The organism is Arthrobacter sp. TJ-263 (assembly GCF_058269155.1).
On sequence record NZ_JBZCNE010000001.1, the window covers coordinates 578,228 to 604,313 of the forward strand.

Annotated in this window: 21 protein-coding genes; 10 read left to right on the plus strand and 11 right to left on the minus strand. The window is 70.8% G+C overall.

The genetic code is table 11. The features are described 5' to 3' along the window. Positions 1 to 35: 35 nt before the first annotated feature. Both hemW and lepA read right to left on the minus strand, forming a co-directional pair. Entirely contained in the window at positions 36 to 1,265 is a 1,230-nt protein-coding gene (gene hemW / locus AC4D2F_RS02715; protein ID WP_490909403.1) for a radical SAM family heme chaperone HemW, read from the minus strand. 30 nt (positions 1,266 to 1,295) lie between these two features. Next, on the minus strand, positions 1,296 to 3,149 hold the full coding sequence (gene lepA / locus AC4D2F_RS02720; protein WP_181033533.1) for a translation elongation factor 4: 1,854 nt from the start codon (positions 3,147 to 3,149) through the stop codon (positions 1,296 to 1,298). Between the two features lie 239 nt (positions 3,150 to 3,388). On the opposite strand from lepA, the gene AC4D2F_RS02725 reads away from it, so the two are divergent. Both AC4D2F_RS02725 and rpsT read left to right on the plus strand, forming a co-directional pair. Next, a complete protein-coding gene (locus tag AC4D2F_RS02725) occupies positions 3,389 to 3,919 on the plus strand; it encodes a type II toxin-antitoxin system PemK/MazF family toxin (RefSeq protein ID WP_490909404.1) in 531 nt (176 codons plus the stop codon). A 221-nt stretch (positions 3,920 to 4,140) separates the two neighbouring features. Beyond that, the gene (rpsT, locus tag AC4D2F_RS02730) at positions 4,141 to 4,401 is read left to right on the plus strand and encodes a 30S ribosomal protein S20 (RefSeq protein WP_104120398.1); all 261 of its coding nucleotides are present in this window, start codon (positions 4,141 to 4,143) and stop codon (positions 4,399 to 4,401) included. 96 nt (positions 4,402 to 4,497) lie between these two features. Here the strand turns inward: rpsT and holA are convergent, their stop codons facing one another. The 8 genes from holA to AC4D2F_RS02770 all read right to left on the minus strand — a co-directional run bounded on the left by holA (position 4,498) and on the right by AC4D2F_RS02770 (position 17,149). Continuing rightward, positions 4,498 to 5,511 carry a DNA polymerase III subunit delta gene (gene holA, locus AC4D2F_RS02735; protein WP_490909405.1) on the minus strand — a complete coding sequence of 338 codons (1,014 nt, stop codon included), beginning with the start codon at positions 5,509 to 5,511 and terminating at the stop codon, positions 4,498 to 4,500. An 88-nt stretch (positions 5,512 to 5,599) separates the two neighbouring features. Next, the gene (locus tag AC4D2F_RS02740) at positions 5,600 to 8,209 is read right to left on the minus strand and encodes a ComEC/Rec2 family competence protein (RefSeq protein ID WP_490909406.1); all 2,610 of its coding nucleotides are present in this window, start codon (positions 8,207 to 8,209) and stop codon (positions 5,600 to 5,602) included. Continuing rightward, complete coding sequence (locus tag AC4D2F_RS02745) at positions 8,206 to 9,126, minus strand: ComEA family DNA-binding protein (RefSeq protein WP_490909407.1); 921 nt, start codon at positions 9,124 to 9,126, stop codon at positions 8,206 to 8,208. Before AC4D2F_RS02745 ends, AC4D2F_RS02740 begins: the two co-directional genes overlap by 4 nt. A gap of 80 nt (positions 9,127 to 9,206) precedes the next feature. Then, the gene (locus tag AC4D2F_RS02750) at positions 9,207 to 10,076 is read right to left on the minus strand and encodes a DegV family protein (protein WP_490909408.1); all 870 of its coding nucleotides are present in this window, start codon (positions 10,074 to 10,076) and stop codon (positions 9,207 to 9,209) included. A gap of 54 nt (positions 10,077 to 10,130) precedes the next feature. Further along, a complete protein-coding gene (gene leuS, locus AC4D2F_RS02755; protein ID WP_490909409.1) occupies positions 10,131 to 12,629 on the minus strand; it encodes a leucine--tRNA ligase in 2,499 nt (832 codons plus the stop codon). A gap of 301 nt (positions 12,630 to 12,930) precedes the next feature. Further along, positions 12,931 to 14,448 carry a glycerol kinase GlpK gene (gene glpK / locus AC4D2F_RS02760; protein WP_104165145.1) on the minus strand — a complete coding sequence of 506 codons (1,518 nt, stop codon included), beginning with the start codon at positions 14,446 to 14,448 and terminating at the stop codon, positions 12,931 to 12,933. A 69-nt stretch (positions 14,449 to 14,517) separates the two neighbouring features. Then, entirely contained in the window at positions 14,518 to 15,261 is a 744-nt protein-coding gene (locus AC4D2F_RS02765) for an MIP/aquaporin family protein (RefSeq protein WP_104165147.1), read from the minus strand. A gap of 139 nt (positions 15,262 to 15,400) precedes the next feature. Continuing rightward, positions 15,401 to 17,149, minus strand: a complete 1,749-nt coding sequence (locus AC4D2F_RS02770) for a glycerol-3-phosphate dehydrogenase/oxidase (protein ID WP_490909410.1) — start codon at positions 17,147 to 17,149, stop codon at positions 15,401 to 15,403. A gap of 116 nt (positions 17,150 to 17,265) precedes the next feature. Between AC4D2F_RS02770 and AC4D2F_RS02775 the strand changes: the two genes are divergently transcribed. From AC4D2F_RS02775 to AC4D2F_RS02795, 5 genes are read left to right on the plus strand one after another with little or no spacing between them, the layout of a single operon-like run. Next, positions 17,266 to 18,267 (plus strand): sugar-binding transcriptional regulator, encoded by a 1,002-nt coding sequence (locus tag AC4D2F_RS02775; protein WP_490909411.1) that lies wholly within the window; start codon positions 17,266 to 17,268, stop codon positions 18,265 to 18,267. Between the two features lie 57 nt (positions 18,268 to 18,324). Further along, positions 18,325 to 19,152, plus strand: a complete 828-nt coding sequence (locus AC4D2F_RS02780) for an aldo/keto reductase (RefSeq protein WP_490909412.1) — start codon at positions 18,325 to 18,327, stop codon at positions 19,150 to 19,152. Continuing rightward, positions 19,152 to 20,024 carry an alpha/beta fold hydrolase gene (locus tag AC4D2F_RS02785; protein WP_490909413.1) on the plus strand — a complete coding sequence of 291 codons (873 nt, stop codon included), beginning with the start codon at positions 19,152 to 19,154 and terminating at the stop codon, positions 20,022 to 20,024. Before AC4D2F_RS02780 ends, AC4D2F_RS02785 begins: the two co-directional genes overlap by 1 nt. Next, positions 20,021 to 21,166 (plus strand): glycosyltransferase family 4 protein, encoded by a 1,146-nt coding sequence (locus AC4D2F_RS02790; RefSeq protein WP_490909414.1) that lies wholly within the window; start codon positions 20,021 to 20,023, stop codon positions 21,164 to 21,166. The genes AC4D2F_RS02785 and AC4D2F_RS02790 overlap by 4 nt, the downstream gene beginning before the upstream one ends. Continuing rightward, positions 21,163 to 21,444, plus strand: a complete 282-nt coding sequence (locus tag AC4D2F_RS02795) for a hypothetical protein (RefSeq protein WP_490909415.1) — start codon at positions 21,163 to 21,165, stop codon at positions 21,442 to 21,444. The genes AC4D2F_RS02790 and AC4D2F_RS02795 overlap by 4 nt, the downstream gene beginning before the upstream one ends. Positions 21,445 to 21,461: 17 nt before the next feature. Here AC4D2F_RS02795 and AC4D2F_RS02800 read toward each other — a convergent pair whose 3' ends face one another. Further along, on the minus strand, positions 21,462 to 22,193 hold the full coding sequence (locus AC4D2F_RS02800; protein ID WP_490910510.1) for a TetR/AcrR family transcriptional regulator: 732 nt from the start codon (positions 22,191 to 22,193) through the stop codon (positions 21,462 to 21,464). Between the two features lie 163 nt (positions 22,194 to 22,356). Here AC4D2F_RS02800 and AC4D2F_RS02805 point away from each other — a divergent pair, with 163 nt between their 5' ends. The 3 genes from AC4D2F_RS02805 (at position 22,357) to AC4D2F_RS02815 (ending at position 26,046) form a co-directional block, all read left to right on the plus strand. Beyond that, a complete protein-coding gene (locus AC4D2F_RS02805) occupies positions 22,357 to 23,064 on the plus strand; it encodes a DUF2306 domain-containing protein (RefSeq protein WP_490909416.1) in 708 nt (235 codons plus the stop codon). A 47-nt stretch (positions 23,065 to 23,111) separates the two neighbouring features. After that, entirely contained in the window at positions 23,112 to 24,740 is a 1,629-nt protein-coding gene (locus AC4D2F_RS02810) for a LuxR C-terminal-related transcriptional regulator (protein ID WP_490909417.1), read from the plus strand. A gap of 157 nt (positions 24,741 to 24,897) precedes the next feature. Continuing rightward, positions 24,898 to 26,046, plus strand: coding sequence for a class I SAM-dependent methyltransferase (locus AC4D2F_RS02815; RefSeq protein ID WP_490909418.1), 1,149 nt, complete (start codon positions 24,898 to 24,900; stop codon positions 26,044 to 26,046). The last annotated feature ends 40 nt before the right edge of the window (positions 26,047 to 26,086 follow it).

Genomic DNA, 26,086 nt, shown 5'->3' on the forward strand with positions numbered 1-26,086 from the left:
ACCCGTTCCGGATGGGTCGGTGGGCGGCCACCGGCTCAGTCGGGCAGCAGCCGGCGCACGACGGCATCCGCGAGCAGCCGACCCCTGAACGTCAGGACCACGCGACCCGCGAAGGCCGCCGCCGGCTCGACGAGCCCGTCCGCGATCAGGCCCGCGACGGCCCGACGGCCCGACGACGTGAGGGTGTCGGCGGCAAGCCCCTCCCGCAGGCGCACCCGCAGCATCACGTCCTCGACGTAGCGGTCCTCGTCCGACAGGACCTCGCGTCCGGCCGCCGGGGAACGGCCCGCCGCCAGGGCGTCCGCGTAGGGGCGTGGGTGCTTCACGTTCCACCAGCGGGTGCCGCCGACGTGCGAGTGGGCTCCCGGGCCCGCTCCCCACCAGTCACTGCCGCGCCAGTAGGCCAGGTTGTGCCGGCAGGCGTCGGCGGGGGTGCGCGCCCAGTTGCTCACCTCGTACCACTGCAGCCCGCCCTCGGTGAGCATCTCGTCCGCGAGGGCGTACTTGTCGGCGTGGTCGTCGTCGTCGATCGGCGGCACCTGCCCGCGGCGGATGCGCGATGCGAGCTTCGTCCCGTCCTCGATGATGAGGGCGTAGGCGGAGATGTGGTCGGGGCCGTAGAACAGCGCCGTGGCCAGGGATGTCCGCCAGTCCTCCAGGGACTCCCCCGGGGTGCCGTAGATCAGGTCGAGGCTGACCTTCAGCCCGGCCTCCCGGGCCCATTGCACGGCCTGCGGGACGCGCTCCGGGGAGTGGGTCCGGTCGAGGACCGCCAGGACGTGCGGCACGGCGGACTGCATGCCGAAGGAGATCCGGGTGAAGCCGGCCTCCCGAAGGACCCCCAGCGATTCCGGCGTGACGGAGTCCGGGTTCGCCTCGGTGGTCACCTCGGCGTCGGGCGCCAGTCCCCACCGGTCACGGGCCGCCCGGAGGATCGCCGCGAGGTCCTCCGCGGGGAGCAGCGTGGGCGTCCCGCCCCCGAAGAAGACCGTCGCCAGTGGCCGTGGTGGCACACCCGAGGCTTCGAGCACCCGGGCGCCGAGGGCGAGTTCCGTGAGGACGGAGCCGGCGTACGCGTCCTGCGAGGCGCCGCCGCCGAGCTCCGTGGCCGTGTAGGTGTTGAAGTCGCAGTAGCCGCACCGGACGGCGCAGAACGGGATGTGGACATAGAGGCAGAAGGCGCGGTCGACGGCTCCCCGCGCTGCGGAGGACGGCAGGACGCCGTCCTCCGGTGCCGGCAGGCCGAGCGGCAGGACGCTAGGCATGACGTCCCGTCCACCCGGAACAGTGGCGCATCACTTCTTGGCTTTGTCCTTCGACTCGTCGGAGGACAGGGCCGCGATGAAGGCTTCCTGGGGAACTTCCACGCGCCCCACCATCTTCATGCGCTTCTTGCCTTCCTTCTGCTTCTCGAGCAGCTTGCGCTTGCGGGTGATGTCGCCGCCGTAGCACTTGGCGAGGACGTCCTTGCGGATCGCGCGGATGCTCTCCCGGGCGATGATGCGGGCCCCGATCGCGGCCTGGATGGGGACCTCGAACTGCTGGCGCGGGATCAGCTCGCGGAGCTTGCCCGTCATCATGACGCCGTACGCATAGGCCTTGTCGCGGTGGGTGATGGCACTGAAGGCGTCCACCTGCTCGCCCTGCAGGAGGATGTCCACCTTGACGAGGTCGGACACCTGGTCGCCGTCGGCCTTCCAGTCGAGGGACCCGTAGCCGCGGGTCTTGGACTTCAGCAGATCGAAGAAGTCGAAGACGATCTCCGCGAGCGGCAGCCGGTACCGGATCTCGACGCGCTCCTCGGACAGGTAGTCCATGCCGCCGAGGACACCGCGGCGCTGCTGGCAGAGCTCCATGATGGCGCCGACGAACTCGGACGGTGCGAGGATGGTCGCCGACACCATGGGCTCGCGCACCTCGGCGATCTTGCCCACGGGGTACTCGCTGGGGTTGGTCACCTTCAGCACGCGCTTGTCCTCGAGGGTGACCTCGTACTCCACGTTCGGTGCGGTGGAGATGAGGTCGAGGTTGTACTCGCGCTCGAGGCGCTCGCGGGTGATCTCGAGGTGCAGCAGCCCGAGGAAGCCGACGCGGAACCCGAAGCCCAGCGCGGCCGAGGTCTCGGGCTCGTAGACCAGGGCGGCATCGTTCAGGGTGAACTTCGCGAGGGCATCGCGCAGCACGGGATAGTCGGTGCCGTCCAGCGGATACAGACCCGAGAAGACCATGGGCTTCGGATCCTGGTACCCGCCCAGCGACTGGGCGGCCGGCTTGGCCAGGTTGGTGACGGTGTCGCCGACCTTCGACTGGCGGACGTCCTTGACCCCCGTGATCAGGTAGCCCACCTCGCCGACGCCCAGACCCTTGCTGGGCTTGGGCTCGGGGGAGCTGACGCCGATCTCGAGCAGCTCGTGGCTGGCCCGTGTGGACATCATCTGGATGCGCTCGCGCGGGCTGAGCTTGCCGTCGACGACCCTCACGTAGGTGACCACGCCGCGGTAGGTGTCGTACACGGAATCGAAGATCATCGCTCGGGCCGGGGCGTCCGGATCACCGGTCGGTGACGGGAGGTCGCGGACGATCTTGTCCATGAGGACCTCGACGCCCATGCCGGTCTTGCCGGACACCCTCAGCACGTCCTCCGGCTCGCCGCCGATCAGGCTCGCCAGTTCCGCCGCGTACTTCTCGGGCTGGGCGGCCGGCAGGTCGATCTTGTTCAGCACCGGGATGATCGTGAGGTTGTTCTCCATCGCGAGGTACAGGTTCGCGAGGGTCTGGGCCTCGATGCCCTGCGCCGCGTCGACGAGCAGGACCGCGCCCTCGCAGGCCGCGAGGGACCGTGACACCTCATAGGTGAAGTCCACGTGGCCGGGTGTGTCGATCATGTTGAGGGCGTAGGCGGTGCCGTCGACCTCCCAGGGCAGGCGCACCGCCTGGGACTTGATGGTGATGCCGCGCTCGCGCTCGATATCCATCCGGTCGAGGTACTGCGCCTTCATGTCCCGCTGCTCGACGGCTCCCGTGAGCTGCAGCATGCGGTCCGCCAGCGTGGACTTCCCGTGATCGATGTGGGCGATGATGCAGAAATTCCTGATGATCGCCGGATCGGTGGCGGCAGGCACCGGAGCGGTGCGGGCCATGGGTGACACGTAGCTTCCTCACTCTTGCGGAACAGGGTCTCTTGCAGGGTCTCTCACCAAACCGGGTCCGGCGTCCGACGGCCGGGCGGGTGGGCCTCGGGTCCGGGCCCGCCGGTCCACGGAGGCCTCCCCTAGTGTCCCATGACGCCGCACGGCTGCGGCAATCGCCCGCACCGGCTGCCGTGTCTCTGCCGCGGACCGCCGCTCGGACCGCCGGTCGCCGACGCCGTGCTCGCTAGGATTCGACCATGGCGATCACCCTGCGTTCCCTCCTGGTCCTCGCGAACCGCGTCGTCCGCGCCGCCGGCAGCACCACGCCCGTCGAGCGGGAGGACGCCCCTGTGCGGCGGCGGCCGGCCCGACGTCCGGGGATGTCCCCGTCCCGGCCACCCCGGAGCGATCGGCGGACGGCCCTGGGTGCGTACTCCCCCACCGCGGACGGCAAGCCCGACCCCGGGGAGATCGTCTGGACATGGGTGCCGTACGAGGACGACCCGTCGCAGGGGAAGGACCGGCCGGTGCTGCTGGTAGGGCGGGAGGGCGGAACCCTGCTCGGGCTGATGCTGACCAGCCGGGACCGCAACAACGCCGGCGATCACGATGACCGCTACGTCGACATCGGAACGGGGGCATGGGACCGGCAGGGGCGCCCGAGCGAGGTGAGGGTGGACCGCGTGCTCCGCATCCTGCCCGGGGACGTCAGGAGGGAGGGCGCCGTCCTCCCTCGCCGGCAGTACGAACAGGTGGTCGCGAGGGTCCCCGAGCACCTGCTCGACTGACCTGCAGGTGCTCGGACGCGCCCGGCGCAGCCGCCGGAACCAGCGGCCGACGCCGGACCGCTCGGGTTGTGTGCGGGTTTCTGCTAATCTGTATAGCTGTGTGTCCGCGCAGGTCTTCGGGCACTTTGGCCGATCGCCACACGGTATCCCCACGCCGCTCAGTCTTCGGTTGGCCGAAATACCCTCACGACCAGTCCGCAATACAAAGAAAGTTCTCATACGTGGCAAATATCAAGTCCCAGAAGAAGCGCATCCTCACCAACGAAAAGGCGAGGCAGCGTAACAACTCGGTCAAGTCCGAGCTCAAGACCGCCATCCGCGCCGTGAACACGGCCGTCGAGGGTGCGGACAAGGACGCTGCCGCTACGGCGCTGCAGGCAGCCAGCCGCAAGCTCGACAAGGCCGTCACCAAGGGTGTGCTGCACAAGAACAACGCAGCGAACCGCAAGTCCGCGATCTCCAAGAAGGTCAACGCGCTCTAAGCTGCGGAACCTTCGACGAAGGGCCGGCTCCTGACGGGGCCGGCCCTTCGTCGTTCCTCCGGAGCCGTCGGCGCCGCCGCCCCGCGGGACACCCGGTCAGCCGTCCCCGAGCGCGATGACGGTGACGGCGCGTTCGACCGCATAGACGGGGTCCCGCGACTCGCCCTTCACCTGGGCGTCGGCCTCCGCGAGGGCCCGGACACACCGGACAAGGGCGTCGGCGCTGAAACGCTGCGCTTCCTTCCGCGCCTGGTCCACCTGCCACGGCGCCATCCCCAGGTCCTTGGCGAGCTGCATGGAGGAGCCCCGGACCCCGTGGACCTTCGCGACGGCCCGGACCTTCATCGCGAGGGCGGCGACGATGGGGACGGGGTCGGCGCCCGTCGCGAGGGCGTGGCGCAGCATCGACAGCGCCTGCGCCGTGCGTCCCGCCAGCGCCGCGTCGGCCACCTTGAAACCCGTCGCCTCGACGCGACCCCCGTAGTACTTCTCCACCGTCTCGACGGTGACGTCGCCGGTCATGTCGGCCATGAGCTGCTGGCAGGCGGCCGCGAGCTCCGGCAGCTGGGATCCGACGGCCGCCACGAGCGCCCGGACGGCATCGGGGTCGATGCGTCGGCGTGCGAGGCGGAACTCCGTGGTGACGAACTCGGCCTTCTCGCCATCCTTCTTCAGCGGCTGGCAGTCGACGACGGTGGCCCGGGCGGCCTTGATCGCGTCCAGGAGCTTCTTGCCGCGGTTGCCGCCGGAATGGCGCAGCACCAGCACGACGTCGGGTGCCGGGTCGGCGAGGTAGGACAGCGCGTCGAGCAGGAAGGCGTCGCTCATCTGCGCCAGCCCCGCCACCTCGATGATCTTCCAGTCCCCGAAGAGTGACGGGCTGGCCTGCATGGCCAGGTGGCCGGCCTCGTAGGATCCGGCGTCGAACCGGACCAGCTCGGCTTCGGGCTGGGCCGTCCGGACCTGCCGGCGGATGGACTCCGCCGCCCTCGACGCGAGGTAGTCCTCCGGGCCCGCGAGCAGGACGACTCCCGCCGGTTGCACGTCACGCCAGGAGGCTGTCTGCTGATGGGCGGCGCCGGTCCGGCCGGCCGGTGATCTCGTTGCCACGTGGCGAGGTTCCTTCCTTCGAAACACCTCCTACTGTTGCACGGCGTCGACGCGCCTCAAAGTCGCCGCCCTCCGGGTCCCGGACGCGTCAGCGGAGCGGTCGGACCTCGACGGTCGCGCCGACGACGTGCACCGTGAAGGAGCCCAACTCGTCCGTCCGGGCGACCGTGATCCCTGCCCGGCCGAGCGCGTCGAGGATGCCCGGATGCGGGTGGCCGTACTCGTTGTCCTTCCCCGCGGAGATGAGCGCCAGGCGCGGGCCGACCGCGTCGATCACCGCCGTGCCCCCGTTCCTCGCCCCGTGGTGCGCGATCTTGAGGATGTCGACGCCCCTGTCCGCCAGGCCGGGGTCGACGCCGAGCAGCGCCGCCGCGGCGTCCTCCTCGAGGTCGCCGGTCAACAGGATCCTGACGGGGCGGGCGGGCGACGGGACCTCGACGTCCAGGACCGCGCTCGCGTTGTTCTCCTCCGTCAGGTCCGCTGCCGCCGTGGGCCAGAGGACGCGGACCCGGAGCAGGGGGAGGTCGAGGCTGGTCGTGGTGTCGAGCCGCTTGGGTTCGACGCCGCCCGCCGCCGCGGCCTCGGTCAGTTCCGAAGGAAGGCCGGCTTCGCCGCTGGAGTAGTAGAGGGCCGACAGGGCCCGTCCGCGGAGGACGCCCTCGACGCCGCCGTAATGATCGTCGTGCAGGTGCGTGATGACGAGGGCATCGATGACCTCCACGTGCAGGGCGTCCAGGCAGCGGTCCATGGCGTCCGGGTCGGGCCCGGCGTCGACGACCAGTGCGTGGCCGGGCGTCGTCTCCAGGACCATGCCGTCGCCCTGGCCGACGTCGCACATCGCCAGATCCCATTCCCCGGCGGCGGGTCCCGCCCTCACCCGGACGATCGCGGCGGCGGCCACGCACAGGACCAGGACCGCGAGGACCACCGCCGTCGTACGCCGGCGGCGGGCCCCCGCGGGAGCAACGGCCGGCTTGAGCCCCAGGGACGGGGTGCGGTGCGGGATCGACCGGCCCAGAGGCGACCGGTGTCGGCGGGGACCGGTACTTCCCCGGGTGGCGCCCGGAGGTTCCCGCCGGGCGAGGATCAGCAGGACCGTCAGCGATACGGCCGCCGCGGCGACCGCTCCGGGTACCCCCGGGAGCCACGGCACCGCTGCCCCCGGGCCGTGGGACAGCACCTCCGCCACGCCGGCGACCCACCGCGTACCCCACTGGGCGGAGGCGATCAGCGGGGGTGCCAGGACCGGCACGACGACGAGCGCCAGGACGGCGAGCATGCCCAGCAGGGTGATCGCGGGGACGGCCGGGGAGGCGAGGACGTTCGCGGGCAATGAGTACAGCGGGAGCGAGGGCTGGATCAGCACGAGGACGGGTGTGCAGAACAGCTGTGCGGTCAACGGGATCGCCAGCAGTTGCGCGGCGAGTCGCGGCATCACCCGCTCGAGGGTCGCCGACACCCGTGGTCCGGCGAGGACGAGTCCCAGGGTCGCGGCGACCGACAGCACGAAGGCGTAGGACACGGAGAGCCAGGGATCCGCGGCGAGCAGGACGATCACGGACAGCATCAGGAGGGTCAACGACACCCTCCCGCGCCCGGACAGGACGGCCACGACACCGATCGAGCCCATCACGGCGGCGCGGAGGACACTCGGTTCGGGCCGGACCAGCATCACGAACCCCGCGAGGGCGACCACCGCTCCCACGGCCGCCACCGGACGCGGGGCGCGGACGAGACGCAGGGCCAGGAAGGCGAAGGCCACGACGTAGGAGCAGTTCGCCCCGCTCACGGCCGTCAGGTGCGTCAACCCGGTGGTCCTCATGGCGTCCCCCAGGACGGGGTCCAGACCGGTCCTGTCACCGAGCGCCATGCCCGGCAGCAGCCCTCCGTCGCGGTCGTCGTGCAGGGAGAGCTCCCGGAACTGCGTCCTCAGACGATCGGTATAGCCCAGCCACCCGCCCGCCTTGTCGATGGTCGGTGGACTGGCGGGCAGGAAGACCGCAACCGCCCTGCCGACACGATCGGAGGGCTTCGCGGTTCCCAGTACTCGCACCGTGTCTCCGGACCCCATCCCGCCCCACGGCTCCGGCGCGAGGACCGCGACCGGCGTCCTGGAGGCGAATCGTCTCCCCTGCAGGACGCCCCCGATCACGTCGGCATCCACCAGATAGCGATCCCCGCCGCCGAAGGCACCCTGCGGCAGGAGCGTCGGCTCGCCCGAGATCCGCAGGACCGCCGTGAACGGCACGCCGGCCTGCACCGCCCGGTCGACCGGCCCGGATTCGGCGCGGGCGAGGCTGCCGCCCGCAGCCAGCAGGACGAGCGCCAGAGCAGCGGCCGGGGGGAGGGCCTGCGCGGATACCACCGCCCACGTGGGAGCCCGCCCCCGAGGGACCAGGAGGAGCACACACCCGAGAACGAGGCCGGCCGCACCGGCGAGGAGGCCTCCTGCCGTCGCGCCGGGCGCTCCGCCGTGGATGGCGGTCGCGGCGGCGATCCACGCCGCTGCGGCGGAGGGCAGGAGCCTCAGATCGCCTCTCCAGCGCGGAAGGCGCCGCCCGTCCGACACCGCACCACCCGACTCGGCGCCGTCCGATGTGGCGCCGTCCGATGTGGCGCCGTCCGATGTGGCGCCGGGAGGCAGGTCTCGCCCCGACCCGCCGCCGAGGGCGGCACGGTGTCCGGTCGCCCGGCTCACCGGACGGCGACGAGGGGCAGGATCCCCTCGAGCAGCGCGGGACCGATGCCGGGGACGGCGTCGACGTCGGCAGCCTGGACGAAGGGGCCGTGCTCGTCCCGCCAATCGATGATCCGCTGGCCGAGGACGGGTCCCACCCCGGGGAGCGTCTCGATCTCGGCCAGTGTGGCGGTGTTGATGTCGATGGTCTCCGGCTGCGCACCGGCACCGCCCGCCGTCGGATCCGGTGGGTCCCCGGACCCGTCCCGCGAGGACGCGGGAGCCGGAGGCTCCCCTGCGACGGGGCGGGGCTCCTCGCCCTTCGCCAGCAGGTGGATGTGCTGGCCATCGGCCGGAATCCCGGCGAGGTTGATCCCTTCGAGGTCGGCCTCCGGGAGGGCGCCCCCCGCACGCTCGATGACCTCGACGAGGCGGGTGCCGGCGGGAACCGTGATGACCCCGGGGGACGCCACCGCCCCGGTGACATACACGATCACCGGCCCCTCCCCTGCATCGGCACCGGACGGCGACGAAGGCTCGACCCGACCGTCCGGCGGAGCGCTGCCGCCCGCTGGAGCGGACGCCCCCTCGGCAGGGCCGGGGCTGCCCCCAGGGCCGGGTCCGCTGTCCGCAGGACCGGCGCTCCCCTCACGCGAATCGGTGGGCCCGGCATCGAGCTGTACCGAGACGGCGGCAGCGGAGGGTTCGGAGCTGCGGACGAGGAAGAGGGCCGCTCCGACGGCCAGCGCGACGCCGAGGAACACGAGCGCGGCCGAGCGCGCGACACGCCACTGGACACCCCCGGGATGGCGGGGCACCCCCTCGTCGGCATCAGCGGGACCATGACCGTCGGTGCCGCCATCGGGCTCGCCGAGCGGAAGCGGGCGGGGCGACCGCGCCCCGGCGTCCCCCGCTGTCGGCCATCGGTGCTTTCCCATGCAGCCACCCTAGGAACGGGGAGGTACGTCCCCGAGGGCCGATGCCGCTATGTGGACATCTCGGCAGGTCCCCGCGTGTGTCAGTCGAGCCCGGGCTGCTCCGCACTGACCGTGACGGCCACGACGCCGAGACCGGCGTGGGCGGCGAGGACCGCGGGGCACGGTGCCAGGGAGACCCGGCCGGCCCCGAGGGACAGTTCGAGCCGCCCGACGAGGGCTTCACCCTCCTCCTCGTTGCCGAAGTGATGCACGGTAAGCAGGGCTCCCCCACCCCGTCGCGCGACGTCGGCCTCGGCCAGTTCCTGCAGCCGCTGGATCCCCCGGGCGGCTGTGCGCATCCGCTCCAGCGGCACCAGGCGACCACCCTGCACATGGAGGATCACCCGGACGGAGAGCAGCGTCCCGAGCCATCCGGCCGCGCCGGTGACCCGTCCACCGCGCCGCAGCTGCTCGAGGCTCGGGACGTAGAAGTAGAGCGCCGACCCGCGGGCAGCCATCGCCGCGGCGGCGGCCGAGGCCTGCAGGTCACCGCCGCGGCGTGCCGCCGCCAGGGCGGCGAGGGCCGCCCGGCCCTGCGCCATGGCGGCCGTCCGCGTGTCGATGACCTCGACGGGCAGCGCCGCCCGGGACGCCGCGAGACGCGCCGCGTCCGCCGTTCCGGACAGCAGCCCCGAGAGGTGCACGGACACGATGCCGTCGTAGCCTTCGTCGTCGAGCCGGCCGTACAACCGATCGAACTGGCCGGGCGACGGACGCGAGGTGCGCACGTCCTCGCCGGCCGCGAGGGCCATCATCAGCGGGGCCGTGACGTCGTCGTACTCGCCGGTGAGGATCTCGTCGCCCACGAGCACCGGCATGGGGACCACCTCGATCCCCTCGGCGGGCGCCCCGGGCAGGCGCCAGCCGGGCGGGAAGCCCGCGGCGGAATCGGTGACGACGGCTATGCGCACAGCGCGTCCCCCACCGATCCGCCGCCCGTTGACGCCCGGCTCATCGGGGTCCCATCAGGCCGGGACGATGTTGACCAGCTTGGGCGCGCGCACGATGACCGTCCGCACGTCGCGACCGTCCAGGACGCGCTGCACCTGCTCACTGGCCAGCGCGAGCGCACGCAGGGCGTCCTCGTCGATGTCCGGCGAGACCGTCAGGCGGTCGCGCACCTTGCCCTGCACCTGCACGACGGCGACCACGCTGTCCTGCGTCAGCAAACCGGGATCGACGACGGGCCAGCCCGCCGTCGCCACGGTCGCCTCGTGGCCGAGCCGCTCCCACAGATCCTCGGCCGTGTAGGGCGCGAACAGGCCGAGGATGACGGCGACGGCCTCCGTCGCCTCGCGGACGGCCGGATCCCCGCCACCCACCCCGGAGTCGATGGCCTTCCTCGTCGCGTTGACCAGTTCCATCAGCTTCGCGATGACGACGTTGAACTTGTTGGCCTCCATGAGCTCGGAGGCGTCCGCGACCGTCCGGTGGGTCACGGACCGCAGTGCCCGGTCACCCGCCGCCGGGTCGGCGCCGACGGCGCTCGTCACGTCGCCGCCCAGCCGCCAGGCGCGGGCCAGGAACTTCGCGGAGCCCGACGGCGACACGTCCGCCCAGTCGACGTCGTCCTCCGGCGGGGAGGCGAACACCATGGTCAGGCGGACGGCGTCGACGCCGAAGCGGTCGAGCTGCTCGCCGAGGTCCACCCCGTTGCCGAGGGACTTGCTCATGGCCTTCCCGCCGTTGAGCACCTGGCCCTGGTTGAGCAGGGCGCTGAAGGGTTCGGTGAAGGAGACCATGCCGAGGTCGAACAGGACCTTCGTGAAGAACCGGCTGTAGAGCAGGTGGAGGATGGCGTGCTCGACGCCGCCCACGTACTGGCCCACCGGCAGCCAGCGGTTGACGGCCTCGGTGTCGAAGGGTGCGGTGTCCAGGTGCGGATCGATGAAGCGCAGGTAGTACCAGGACGAGTCCACGAACGTGTCCATGGTGTCGGTGTCCCGCCGCGCGGCACCCCCGCAGGACGGGCAGGCCACGTCGACCCACTCCTCGACGGCGGCCAGCGGCGAGGTCCCCTTCGGGGCGAGGGAATCCCCGCGGAGTCCCTCGGGGAGGGTGACGGGCAGCTGGTCGTCGGGGACCGGGACCTCCCCGCAGGACGGGCAGTGGATGATCGGGATCGGCGTCCCCCAGAAGCGCTGCCGCGACAGCAGCCAGTCGCGCAGCCGGTAGTTGATGGTGTGCTCGCCGGTGCCCTGTGCCTCGATCAGCTCGACGGCGCGGCGGATGGCGGTCGCCTTGTCCAGGCCGGTCAGCTCCCCCGAATTGACGAGGGTTCCTTCGCCCGTCGTCGCGATCCCGGTGGCGGCGGCATCCTCCGCGCCGGTGTCGACGACGGTGCGGACCGGCAGGTCGAAGGCCCGCGCGAAGTCGAGGTCACGCTGATCGTGGGCGGGGACGGCCATGATCGCGCCGGTGCCGTAGTCGGCCAGCACGTAGTCCGCGGCCCACACGGGCAGCTTCTCGCCGTTGAGGGGGTTGACGGCGTAGCGGCCGGTGAAGACGCCGGTCTTCTCCCGCTCGGTGGCCTGCCGTTCGATCTCCGACAGCCCCTTGACCTGCTCGCGGTACGCGTCCAGGGCGGCCCGGTGCTCCGGGGTGACCAGGTCGAGCGCCAGGGGGGCATCCGCGGCGACGACGAAGAAGGTCGCCCCGTACAGGGTGTCGGGACGCGTCGTGAAGACGGTGACATCGGTGTCCGGCAGGTCGCCGTCGGCCCCGATCCGGAAGCGGACGTGGGCCCCCTCGGACCGGCCGATCCAGTTGCGCTGCATGGCGAGCACACGCTCCGGCCAGTGGCCCTTCAGCTGCTCCATGTCGTCGAGCAGGCGGTCCGCGTAGTCCGTGATCCTGAAGTACCACTGGTTCAGGCTCTTCTTGGTGACCATGGTCCCGCACCGGTCGCACGCACCGTTGATGACCTGCTCGTTCGCCAGCACCGTCTGGTCCTTCGGGCACCAGTTCACCGGCGAGTCCCGGCGGTACGCCAGTCCCTTCTGGAAGAACCGCACGAACAGCCACTGCGTCCACCGGTAGTACTCCGGGTCCGAGGTGTGCAGCCGGCGGTCCCAGTCCGCGCTGATCGCATAGCGTCGGAACGAGTTCGCCTGGGTCTCGATGTTCGCGTACGTCCACTCGGCCGGATGCGCGTTGCGCTTGATCGCCGCGTTCTCGGCCGGGAGCCCGAACGAGTCCCAGCCGATCGGGTGCAGGACGTCGAACCCCTTCTGCCGGTAGAAGCGCGCGGCGACGTCGCCCATGGCGAACGCCTCGGCGTGGCCCATGTGCAGGTCGCCCGACGGGTAGGGGAACATGTCCAGCACGTAGCGCCGCTCGCGCGAGCCGTCGTCGACCGGGGCGAACGCCCTGAGCCTGTCCCAGACCGCCGGCCACTTCGCCTCGATGGCCGGGAAATCGTAGGTGTTGTCGTCCGGCTGAGCGACCTCGGGGTTGCTGCTCACTGTATGTTGGCCTGTCCTGTCGGTGGAACGTGGTTCTGCGGTGATGCGTCACTGCCTGGCTCGTGCTGCGACCCGGCGGCGCGACGACGGGGGCGGTCCTGCGCCGGACACACAAAAGCCCCTCGCAGACGGGAGGGGCTGGCCGCACGGCGGAGACCGTACGGCTACGTAAGGAGCATGATGCGCAGCATGCCTTCACTTTAGCAGTGCGCGCCGAACGGCGCCCGGCCGGGGCGCCGCGCGGGAAGGGCACCCCCGCCCGTCGGACCGACGGACCGGGGATGCCCTCGATGCACCCGTGCTAGCGCACGTCCTCGTCGATCCAGTCGAAGGTCTTCGTGACGGCCTTCTTCCACATGCGGAGCTGACGGTCACGCTCGGCGTCGTCCATCGCCGGGTCCCAGCGCTTGTCCTCGGCCCAGTTGGTGGCGAGCTCGTCGGTGTCCTTCCAGAAGCCGACGGCGAGGCCCGCGGCGTAGGCGGCGCCGAGGGCCGTGGTCTCCGTGACCTTCGGACGGATGACAGGGATGCCGAGGATATCGGCCTGGAACTGCATCAGGGCGTCGTTGGCGACCATGCCGCCGTCGACCCTGAGGTCCTCCATGTTCACCCCGGAGTCGGCGTTGGCCGCGTCCAGCACCTCGCGGGTCTGGAAGGCCGTCGCCTCCAGTGCGGCACGGGCGATGTGGCCCTTGTTCACGAAGCGGGTCAGGCCGACGATCGCGCCGCGGGCGTCGGAACGCCAGTACGGTGCGAAGAGGCCGGAGAACGCAGGGACGATGTAGACGCCCCCGTTGTCCTCAACCGTCGTCGCGAGCTGCTCCACCTCGGGGGCGCTCCTGATGATGCCGAGATTGTCGCGGAGCCACTGGATCAGCGAACCGGTGACGGCGATCGACCCTTCGAGCGCGTAGACCGGCTTCGCGTCCCCGAGCTTGTAGCAGACGGTCGTGAGCAGGCCGTTCTTCGAGTGGACGATCTCCTCGCCGGTGTTGACGATCATGAAGTTGCCGGTGCCGTAGGTGTTCTTCGCGCCGCCCTTCTCGAACGCCGCCTGGCCGAACGTCGCTGCCTGCTGGTCACCGAGGATGCCGGCGACGGGCACCTCGCGGAGGAGCTGCGAGGTGTGGACGGTGCCGTAGACCTCCGAGGAGGACTTGATCGCGGGCATCATCGAGAGCGGGACGCCGAAGTCGGCGAGGATCGACTCGTCCCAGGACAGGGTCTCGAGGTCCATGAACAGGGTGCGGGAGGCGTTGGTGACGTCGGTGATGTGCACGCCCCCGTCGGTGCCGCCCGTGAGGTTCCAGGTGACCCAGGAGTCCGTGTTGCCGAACAGGAGGTCGCCGGCTTCGGCCTTCGCGCGGGCACCGTCGACGTTGTCGAGGATCCACTTGATCTTGGTGCCGGAGAAGTAGGTGGCCAGCGGGAGTCCGACCTTCGCCTTGTAACGCTCGACGCCGCCGTCCTTGGCGAGGTCGTCGACGATGTTCTGGGTCCGCGTGTCCTGCCAGACGATGGCGTTGTACACGGCCTTGCCGGTGGTCCTGTCCCAGACGACGGCGGTCTCACGCTGGTTGGTGATGCCGACCGCGGCGATGTCGTGGCGGGTGAGGTTGGCCTTGGACAGCGCGTTGCCGATGACCTCGCGGGTGTTGTTCCAGATCTCGGCGGGATCGTGCTCCACCCAGCCGGCCTTCGGGAAGATCTGCTCGTGCTCCTTCTGGCCGGAGGACACGATGTCCCCCTTGTGGTCGAACACGATGGCACGGCTCGAGGTGGTGCCCTGGTCGATGGCGATGACGTACTGCTGCGACATGTCTTACTCCTTCATTGGATGACGACGTGGAGAAGCGGGCGGCCGTAGGGCCGCCCGAGGCAATGCTCTCTAGGCTGCGGGCGGGAAAGAGACGTACTGGATGACGATGCCGGCGAGGACGCCGCCGATGATCGGTCCGACGACCGGGACCCACGCGTAGCCCCAGTCGCTGCTGCCCTTGCCCTTGATGGGGAGCAGGGCGTGGGCGATACGGGGGCCGAGGTCGCGGTTCGGGTTGATGGCGTAGCCGGTGGGACCACCGAGCGAGGCACCGATGCCGACGACGAGGAGTGCGACGGCGAGCGGGCCGAGGCCGGACGGGGTGTTGCCGAAGGACAGGATCACGAACACGAGGACGAACGTGCCGATGATCTCGGTGACGAGGTTCCAGCCGTAGTTCCGGATGGCGGGACCGGTCGAGAACACGCCGAGCTTGTTCGCGGGCTCCGGCTCCTCGTCGAAGTGCTGCTTGTAGGCGAGCCAGCAGAAGACGGCGCCGAGGATCGAGCCGAGCATCTGTGCGGCGAGGTAGCCCATGGCGTTGACGAAGTCCTTGTCCACGCCGGGGGCGAATTCAGCGACGTCGGGGTTCACCCAGAGGCCCATGGTGACGGCGAAGTTCAGGTGGGCGCCGGACAGCGCGGCGACGTAGACGCCGGCGAAGACGGCGAGCCCCCACCCGAAGTTGACCATGAGAAAACCGCCGTTATTGCCCTTGGTCTTGGCGAGCGCGACATTCGCGACCACACCGGTGCCGAGCAACAGCAGCATGAATGTGCCGAATGTTTCGGCGACGAATACGTCCAGAGACATCTTTGACTCCTTTGTCTATTCACTTATCGACGGGTGCCGCCGCCTCGACGGCACCCGTTCGCTTCCCCCCGGCAACCACTGCCGTTGGCACTGCACCGCTGCTGGAAGCAGCGGCTCGACCCCGATGCGGCGGGTGCCGCTACGGCGTCAGGTTCTTGAGGTGCACCCGGTGCGCGTCCGCGAGGACCTTCTCGGCGAGCTTGATCTCGGCTGCTGATCGCGCTGCATCCCACCCGAGCAGGGGCGCCAGGGTGTCGGCGAGTTCTGCGAGCAGATCAGCGGTGACCAGTCCCCTGAAGGCGAGCGAGGTCCGGCGGATCAGGACGTCGATCAGGTGTCCGACCTGCTCGTTCTCCACCATGTAGGCGAGTTCGCGCGTGCTGAGCTCCTTCGTGGAGTGGAACATCCTGTCGGGGCCGTCCGCCAGGTACTCGATGACGTCCGTCGCACGGGTCCCGTAACGGGTCAGCAGCACCTCGACCCGTGCTTCGTCGACTCCGGGGCGCACGGCCTTCCTGACCCAGGCACGCTCCGCGGCCTCGTCGGTCGGGAAGTCCAGGCCCCCGCCGATGGCGACGCCCGCGGTCGAGGTCTTGCGGGGGGCGCCGAGCGCGGCCAGCGTCTCGTCGGCGAGGTGCTCGGACAGTGCACGGAAGGTGGTCCATTTGCCGCCGACGAGGCTGAGGGTGGTGACCTTCCGCGTGCCGAGCGTCTCCTCGCGCTTCTCGATGCGGTAGTCGCGGGAGACGAAGCCTGGCTGCGTCTCGTCGTGCCGCGGCAACGGACGGACGCCCGAGAAGCTGTAGACGATGTGCTCGTTGGAGACCTTGATGTCCGGGAAGACGTGTCCGATCAGCTCGAAGAAGTAGTCGATCTCCTCGTCGGTGCATACCGCCTGCTCGTCGACGTCGACGTCGATGTCCGTCGTGCCGACCAGGACGCGGTCGCCCATGGGGTAGATCAGGACGATCCGGCCGTCGATGTGCTCGAAGAAGATCTCGGTGCCGTTGCACGCTTTCAGCAGCTCGGGGTGGTCGAGCACGATGTGCGAGCCCTTGGTGCCGCCCATGAAGCGGGTCTCCGTACCGAGCGCGGCGTTGGTCCCGTCCGTCCACGCTCCGGTGGCGTTGACGACCACGTCGGCCTGGAAGGAGAACGTCTCGCCCGTGAGTTCGTCACGCAGCAGCACGCCGTCGTCGGTCGTCCCGATGGCGCTGACGTAGTTCGCGGCCCGGGCGGACGGATTGGCGATCTTCCCGTCACGCAGGACGTCGAGGGTCAGGCGCTCGGGGTTGTGCACCGAGGCGTCGAAGTAGGTCGCCGCGTACTTGATGTCCTTGCGGACGTCGGGCATGGCGGCGAGGGCCTTCTTGCGGCCGACGAACGAGTGGCGGGGCACATTGCCGCCGTCACGCGAGAAGAAGTCGTACATGGTCAGGCCGGCCTTGATGAGCACGGCGCCCCGCTCGACCTGCTTGCCCTGGCGGTGCGTCAGGAAACGCATCGGGGCGGAGAGGATCCCGGAGAACGTGGTGTAGATGGGGATCGTGGTCTTGAGGGGCTTCACGTAGTGGGGGGCGATCCGCAGGAGGGCGTTGCGCTCGACGACGGATTCCCGGACGAGTCGGAACTCGCCGTTCTCGAGGTAGCGGATGCCTCCGTGGATCATGTGCGAGGACGCACCCGAGGCACCCTGGCAGTAGTCGCCACGCTCGACGAGCGCGACATCGATCCCCTGGAGTGCGAGGTCGCGGAACGTGCCGACCCCGTTGATGCCGCCGCCGATGATTAGGACCGTGGCCCGGGGGTTGTCCCGGAGCTCCTGCACCACCTTGCGGGTCGATGTCGTTGTGCCTTCACCGTTGATCCGGTCGGCTGGAATGCTCAAGGTACTACTCCGTAACGTCAATGTCGGGATTGGTTACTGCACCCCTCATTCTTCGAGGACTGGGAATAGCAGTCAACCGCATTGCACAAACGTGCAGTGCGGTCCACACTGACGGGATGACGTCGACGAGGGGCAGCACGGAAGCAGACGATCCGGCACGGGAGCGGTCGCCGGGATCCCGGTCGAGGGACGCCCTGCGGGCCGCCCAGATGTACTACCTGCAGGACCTGACCATGAACGCGATCGCCCGGGAACTGCGCACCTCCCGGTCCACCGTCTCGCGGCTGCTCTCGATGGCACGGGAGACCGGCCTGGTGCAGATCCAGGTCAACAACCCGTCCGACCGGGCCCCCGCGCTGGAGCAGCAGATCCGCCGCCGCTTCTCCGTGGAGGCCCATGTGGTCCCGGTGGCGGATTCGGTCAACGACTCCGAGGTGCTCGACCGCGTCGCGATCCAGGCCGCCAGGACCATCGGCCCCCTCGTCGACTCCAACGCGATCATCGGCGTCGCCTGGGGCTCGACCCTCAGCGCGGTCAGCCACCACCTCACGCGCAAGCAGACCCACGACAGCACGATCGTCCAGCTCAACGGGGCGGGCAACACGCAGACCACGGGCATCACGTACGCGAGCGAGATCCTGCGCCGCTTCGGGCAGGCCTACGGGGCGCGCGTCGAGCAGTTCCCCGTGCCCGCGTTCTTCGACCACGCGGCGACGAAGACGGCCATGTGGGACGAGCGCAGTGTCCGGCGGATCCTCGACCTGCAGCGCCGCATGACCATGGCGATCTTCGGTGTCGGCTCCATCGGCGCGGGGGTCCCCAGCCACGTGTACAGCGGCGGGTACCTCGACCGCGAGGATCTCGACACCCTGGAGAAGGACGAGGTGGTCGGCGACGTGGCCACCATGTTCTTCCGCGCCGACGGCAGCCACCGCGACATCCTCCTGAACGGGCGCAGCACGGGACCGGATCTGGACGCCCTGAGCCGGGTCCGGCGGCGCATCTGCGTGGTCTCGGGCGAGTCGAAGATCGACGGCCTGCGAGGCGCCCTCGCCGCGGGCCTCGCGTCGGATCTCATCCTCGACGAAGGCTCGGCCCGCCGCCTCCTGCACGCCTAGCCCCCCGCGCGGCCGGATCCGGGCCCCGGGCCCCGGCGGTCTCGGTAGAGTTCACCCATGGACTCCTCCGTTCCCCGCGCGCCGCTCGCCGACGGCCACTCGATCGACGTGATCGGGTACGGCGTCTACAAGGTGCCGCCCGAGGACACCGGGGACCTCTGCTCGACGGCGCTCGCGGCGGGGTACCGCCTCCTCGACACGGCGGCCCTGTACGGCAACGAGTCCGGCGTCGGCGCCGCCGCGCAGGCCTACTCCGGCGAGCGCGAGGACCTCTTCATCACCTCCAAGGTGTGGAACGAGGACCACGGGTACGATGCCACCCTGCGCGCCTTCGACGCGAGCCTGCGGCTGCTGGGCCTCGAGTACCTCGACCTGTACCTCATCCACTGGCCCTGCCCGTCCAGGGACCTGTACGTCGAGTCCTGGCGGGCCCTCGAGCGGCTCCGGGCCGACGGGCGCGTTCGGTCCGTCGGCGTCTCCAACTTCCAGCAAGACCACCTCGAGCGCCTGCTCGCCGAGACCGGGGTGGTCCCGGTCCTCAACCAGATCGAGCTGCACCCGTACCTTCAGCAGCGTGCACTCCGCTCCTTCCACGATCAGCACGGGATCGCGACGCAGGCCTGGAGCCCGCTCGGGCGCGGCAACGTCCTCGGCGACCCCGTCATCGGACGGATCGCGGCGGAACTCGGACGGACGCCCGCGCAGGTGATCCTGCGGTGGCACCTGCAGCACGGCATCCTGACCATCCCGAAGGCCAGTTCACGCGAGCGGATCAGCTCCAACCTGGACATCTTCGGGTTCGGGCTCGACGACGGCCAGGTCGCGGCACTCGACGCGCTCGAGCGCGACCAGCGCTTCGGGTCGCACCCCGACAGGGTGAACTGATGCGGCGGGCGGTCGTCCGCACCCTGGCATGGGAGGGAACCCTCCAGCGGATCTGGGACTTCCCGGCGATCGAGGAGCCCGGCGTCCTGCCGGGACCGCCGCTGGTCATGGTGCACGGATTCCGCGGCGACCACCACGGACTGCTGCGCCTCGTGGAGGAACTGCCCGGCCACCGCGTCCTCCTGCCGGACCTGCCCGGCTTCGGCCAGGGCCAGGAACTGCCCGGCACGCACGACGTCGGCACCTACGCGCGGTTCATCACCGACTGCACACGGCTCCTCGTCCCGGGACCCCGCGTGCTACTCGGGCACTCGTTCGGCTCGATCGTCGCGGCGGAGGCCGTGGCGCTCGCCCCGGACCTCGCAGCGGCCCTGGTGCTGGTCAACCCCATCAGCGCTCCCGCCCTCGAGGGCCCGAGCCGCATCGCCTCCCGTGTCGCGGAGGCCTACTACGTGGCAGCGGACCGGCTGCCCGAGGCCGCGGGCCGGGCCCTGCTCTCGAATCCCGTGATCGTCCGCGGCATGAGCGTCTTCATGGCCAAGACGAAGGACCGGGCGCTCCGCCGCTGGATCCACGGCCAGCACCGCGCGTACTTCAGCTCCTTCGCCAGCCGGCGGGTGGTGCTCGAGGCCTTCCGCGCCTCCATCTCCGGGACCGTCCGGGACCGCGCGAGCGCCCTGGAGCTTCCGGTCCTGCTCGTCGCGGCGGCGGAGGACGACATCGGGTCGGTGGAGAGCCAGCGGGACCTCGCAGCGCTGATGCCGGCGGCGACCCTGGAGATCCTCCCCGCCGTCGGCCACCTCGTCCACTACGAGAAGCCGCGCGAGGCGGCGCTCCTGATCGGGAGATTCCTGGAGGCCGTGCCCGCATGAGGATCCTGTTCGACGCGCGCTTCACCCGCACCGACCACCACGACGGCATCAGCCGGTACGGGGCGAGCCTGATCGCCGCGCTCGCCGCGACCGACGACGTCGTGATGCTCATCAGCGACCGCCGCCAGCTCGCCCTCCTCCCGGAGGTCCCGCACGTCCTGATCAACAGCCCGCTCTCCCCCGCCGAGCTGTTCGTCGCCGCACGCCTCAACCGGCTGGAGCCCGACGTCGTCGTCTGCCCGATGCAGACCATGGGATCCTGGGGCCGCAGGTATCCCCTGGTGCTCACGCTGCACGACCTGATCTACTACCAGAACCCGACGCCGCCGTCCTTCCTGCCGCTGCCCGTCCGCGCCCTGTGGCGGCTCTACCACCTGGCGTACTGGCCCCAGCGGCTCCTGCTGGACCGTGCGGACGTCGTCGCCACGATCTCCGCGACGACGGCGGAGCTGATGCACCGCCACCGGCTGACCCGCCGGCCCGTCCTGCTCGTGGGCAACGCACCCCAGCCGACGCTGCGGCGTCGCGACCCCGAGGCACCGCGGTCGGCGTCGCTGCTCTACATGGGATCCTTCATGCCCTACAAGAACGTCGAGACGATCGTCCGCGCCATGCATACCCTCCCCGGGCACACGCTGCACCTGCTGAGCAGGATCTCGCCCGCACGCCGGGCGGAGCTCGAGGCACTCGTGCCCGCGGCGGGGCGCGTGGTCTTCCACGACGGCGTGACCGACGCCGAGTACGAGGATCTGCTCGCCGATTCCACGGCGCTCGTGACCCTCTCCAGGGCCGAGGGCTACGGCCTGCCGCTCATCGAGGCGATGGCGGCCGGTACGCCCGTGATCGCCAGTGACCTCCCGATCTTCCGCGAGGTCGGCGGGACGGCAGCACTCTTCGTCGACCCCGACGATCCCGGGGCGCTCGCGGACGCCGTCCTGTCCCTCGACGAGCCCGGCCGCTGGGCCGAGGCCTCCCGGGCGGGGCTCGAGCGGGCGGCGACGTACTCGTGGGCGGAATCCGCCGACCAGCTCCGGGACGCCTGCCGCCGCGCCGTCGAGGAGTTCACGCGACGACGGGCCCGGCCGATCCGCCTGCCGTCCCGCACGTCAGCGGGCACGGCGCCCGAAAGGATCGGTCCATGACGGACCTGCAGTGCCCCGCCACGGCGATCCTGCTCGGCCTGGGCGCCGAGCCGCCACCCTGGCTGGGCCGCCGCAGGATCGCCGATCGCTTCGAGCTCGCGGATCCCTGCGACGTAGCGGGCGTCGTCGAGGAGACCGCCGACCGGTTCCGGGGCGAGACGTTCCTCATCACGGCACCGGCCGAGGCCATCGCGCTCGCCCTCCGCCGCCGCGGACTGCAGGGCCGACCGCCGCTCGTGGTCGACGTCGATTCGGAGGGCTGGCGGCTCGCGCCCTGACCGGCGGGAACCATGCACTACGTCCGCGCCGACGTCCAGCCGCGGGCATGGAGGCCCTCGATGCCGTCCAGCAGCAGGTCGAGGGCGAACTCGAACTCGTACTGGTCATCGCACCCGCGCCCGACCACGCCGTCGTCGTGCGCCGAGGCCATCGCGATCCGGAGGACGTTCGGGAACCGGCGCGCCAGCTCCGCGAGCTGGGCCGCATCGGGCTGTGCCGAGCCGGACGCGGTACCGACCCGCGCGTCCTCCGCGACCGACGGGCCGGCCGCAGGTCCGGGTGCGTCGAAGAGTTCCTGGGTGAAGCCCCACATCCGGCTGCCCAGCGCATGCATGACATGGTGCGTGAGATCGACCGAGAACCCGCGGTCGAGGAACATGCCGATGAACGAGTCGGTGTAGGCGAGCACGGCGGGGGTCCTGGTGGTCCGGGTCTCGAGGACCTGGCGTGCCCAGCGGTGGCGCTGCAGCACGGTCCGGGCCGAGAGGACCCTGCTGCGGACGGTGGTCTTCCACCCCTGCCCCTCGAGCGGCGGATCGATCTCGGCCACGATCATGTCCACCATGCCGTCGAGCAGGTCCTCCTTGCTGGAGACGTGCTTGTAGAGCGCCATCGGGACCACCCCCAGGTCCTCGGCGAGGGTCCGCATGCTCAGCCCGCCCACGCCCTGCTCGTCCGCGAGGGCGACGGCGGCGCCGAGGACCGCGTTCCTGCTCAACCGCGTGCGCGACGTCCCGCGTCCTGCCATCATCGACCATCCCCCGTTCCCGACCGCTCAGCCCTTGACGGGTGTACAACGTACACCTAGGGTGATGCCCATGAAGTGTACGCCGTACACTCTACGCCGGGTCGGCAGTCCACCGCTACCGCCCGGGCATTCCCGGAGGGCAGCAGAGAAGGGCAGGACGGCCATGACGAGAACCCGGCAAGCCGACGAGACCGCGACCGGGCTACGGAGCACACCCTCGCGCCGACGGGCGTGGCTGGTGCCCGCTGGGCTGATCCTGCTGGGCCTCATCCCCGTGCTCGCCGGCGCCGCCCGCCTCACCGAGCTGACCGGCGGGGCCGAGATCACCGAGCGGAACGCGCGCCTCGTCGAGTTCCCCGTGCCCGTCGTGCTGCACATCCTGGGCGCCACGCTGTACACCCTGCTCGGGGCGTTCCAGTTCCTGCCGTCCCTGCGGCGGGGCAGGCGGACCTGGCACCGGAGCGCCGGCCGGATCCTCTTCCCGGCAGGACTGGTGGCGGCGCTCACCGGCCTGTGGCTGGCCTGCTTCTCCGCGCTCCCGCCCAGTGACGGCCAGCTCCTCCTCGCCTTCCGGCTCCTCTTCGGCACCGGGATGGTCCTCAGCCTCCTCCTGGGCGTCCGCGCCGTGGTCCGCGGGAACATCAGGGCCCACGGCGCGTGGATGACCCGCGCCTACGCGATCGGCCTGGGCGCGGGCACCCAGGCCCTGATCCTCATCGTCCCGGAGGTCCTCGACAGTCCGCCCGGAGTGACGCCGAGGGCCCTGCTCATGGGTGCCGGATGGACGGTCAACGTGATCGTGGCGGAGGTCGTCATCCGCCGGCGGGACCGGCAGGCTTCCCCGCTGCGGTCATCGGAGGCGGGACGCTGACCTTCCCGCCGGGCAGGAGCGGAGCTACCGTTGATGCGGAGGTCCGCATGGAGGAATTCGACCAGCTGCTTGCCGATGGACGGGCGGCGTACGGGCGCGGGGACTGGCAGGCCGCCTATCAGCAGCTGGAGCAGGCACGGCTCCGATCGGAGCTTTCCTCCGAGGACCTCGGCCTGCTCGGCGGGGCGGCGTGGTGGACCGGGCGGGTCAAGCAATCCCTGGAGATCGCCGAGCACGTCCACCACCGGCTGCTCGACGGCGGGGACGCGCTCGGCGCCGCCCGGAAGGCCCTGGACGTCGGGCTGGTCTGGTTCATCCGCGGCGACCTGGTCATCGCGTCCGGCTGGACGAACCGTGCCCGCCGGATCCTGCAGGACCTCCCGGAGGGAGTGGAGCACGGCTACCTGCTCTATCTCGACGCCGCCCTCACGCTCGACGTCCGCGACCTCGGCCCGGCCAGGGAGGCCGCAGCGCGCCTGGAGGACCTGGGACGGCGCCTGCGCGCTCCGGCGCTCACGTCCTTCTCCCTCGTGCTCGCCGGGCTGGCGGACCTGCGCAGCGGCAGGACCGCCGCCGGGTTCGCGCAACTGGACGAGGCGATGCTGCCGGTACTCGCCGGCCGGCTCCCGCCGGAGTGGGCCGGGGAGATCTACTGCATCGTCATCCACGCCTGCTACGACGTCAACGACCCGCACCGGATGCGGGCGTGGACCCGCGCCACCGAGCAGTGGTGCGAGCAGTTCTCCGGCGACGTGGTCTACTCCGGCATCTGCCGTATCCACCGCCTGCAACTCTCCAGCATCGAGGGGGACTGGGACGCCGCGGAGGACGCGATCGAGAGAAGCGGGGCCGAGCTGGTGGGCCGCAACAACTGGGTGGCGGGCGAGGCGTTCTACCAGCTCGGCGAGCTCCGCCGGCTGCGAGGGGACGTCGCCGGTGCCCGGACCGCCTACGGGCGGGCGCGGAGCCTGGGAACCGACCCCCAGCCCGGTGAGTCCCTGCTCCAGCACGCAGCAGGAGACAGGGACGCCGCGTGGTCCGGCGTGAGCGCGTCCCTGGCCGGACGCGACCGGCTCGCCTGCGCACGACTGCTGCAGGCCGCCGTCGACATCGCCCTCACGATGGGGCTCCGGGATGAGGCGGATCGGCTCTGCACCCAGCTGGAGGAGACCGCCATGGTGTTCGACACCCCAGGGCTCCGGGCCTGGGCAGGTCATGCGCGGGCCGCAGTCCTCGTCGCCCAGGCGCGGTACGCCGAGGCGATGCCCGTCCTGCAGGCCGCAGCCCGCGAGTACCGCGGGATGCAGGCCCGTTACGAGATCGCCAAAGTCCACGAGCTCCTGGCCCGGGCGCACCGCGGCACGGGTCGGGCCGGCGCCGCAGCCGCGGCCGCGGATTCCGCGACGGCCCTGGCGATCTACCGCCAGCTCGGTGCGCTGCCGGACGTCCTCCGGCTCGACGGCGGACGGCTGCCCGGCGGGTTGACCCAGCGGGAGGCGGAAGTCCTCGCGCTGGTCGCCGCCGGGGCCAGCAACAAGTCAGCGGCCGACGCCCTGTTCATCAGCCAGAAGACGGTCGGCCGGCACCTCGCCAACATCTTCGCCAAGATCGGCACGTCCTCGCGGACGGCCGCCGCGGCCTGGGCCCACGACCACGGGGTCCTCCCCCGTCCGTGACGGCCGACGCGGCGGCACCCCGGTGGGCCGCCTGCATCGTTCGCCCCATCGCGGCGCCGCTCAGAACGCATCGTTCACCCGATGCCGGGCCGGGCCCGGATTCCTAGAGTCGTATCAACCGGGCCGACAGGAGCCCGTCGCACACAGGGAGAAGATCATGACCATCAACCAGGGCACAGTGCTCGATGATTCGTCCGTCGCGACGTTCGACACCTCGGGAGCCGATGCAGCCGGGGTCGCCGGCGAGGAGTTCGACGCCGAGGCCGCAGCCGCCCTTGCCGCACGCTTCGTGGGCATCCTCAATGACGCGGCGATCGCCGTGCTGACGAGCATCGGACACCAGACCGGGCTCTTCGAGACACTGGCGCACCTGCCGTCGGCCACGAGCGAGCAGATCGCCGACGCCGGGAACCTCGACGAACGGTATGTCCGCGAATGGCTCGGCGGCATGACGGCGGCCCGGGTGGTCCGGTACGACCCGGAGACCGGGACCTACCGGCTCCCGCGCGAGCACGCGGCCGTGCTGACGAGCGCCGCGGGTCCCAACAACCTGGCCATCCTGATGCAGCACACGTCCATGATGGGCGAGATGGAGCAGAAGGTCATCGAGCGCTTCCGGCGCGGCGGTGGACTCTCCTACGAGGACTACCCCCACTTCCACCGGAACATGGCGGAGACCAGCGCTGCGGTGCACGACCTCGCCCTGGTGGATGGCATCCTCCCTCTGGTGCCGGAGTTGCCGGCACGGCTCAGGGACGGGATCGATGTCGCCGATATCGGCTGCGGCAGCGGGCATGCGGTCAACCTGATGGCGCAGGCCTACCCGTCCAGCCGGTTCACCGGCTACGACTTCTCCGAAGCGGCCATCCGGACCGCCCGTGCAGAGGCCGACCGGATGGGGGTGGCGAACGCGAGGTTCGAACTGTTCGACGTCGCCCGGCTGGACGTCGAGGACGGCTTCGACGCCGTCACCGCCTTCGACGCCATCCACGACCAGGCGCACCCGGCGAGGGTGCTCCGCAACATCCAGCGGGCCCTGCGACCCGGCGGCACGTTCCTGATGGTGGACATCAAGGCGTCCAGCAACGTCCAGGACAACATCGACCTCCCCTGGGGCAGCTACCTCTACGCGATCTCCACGGTCCACTGCATGAGCGTCTCGCTCGGACTCGGCGGCGACGGGCTCGGCACCGTGTGGGGTGAGCAGCGCGCACTGGCGATGCTGGCCGAGGCCGGCTTCCGGGACATCGAGTCGAAGGGCGTCGAGTCGGATCCGTTCAACGCGTACTTCACCGCCCGGAAGTAGCCCAGGTCGGATGATGCCGGTGGTCCGGGACATCCCGGAC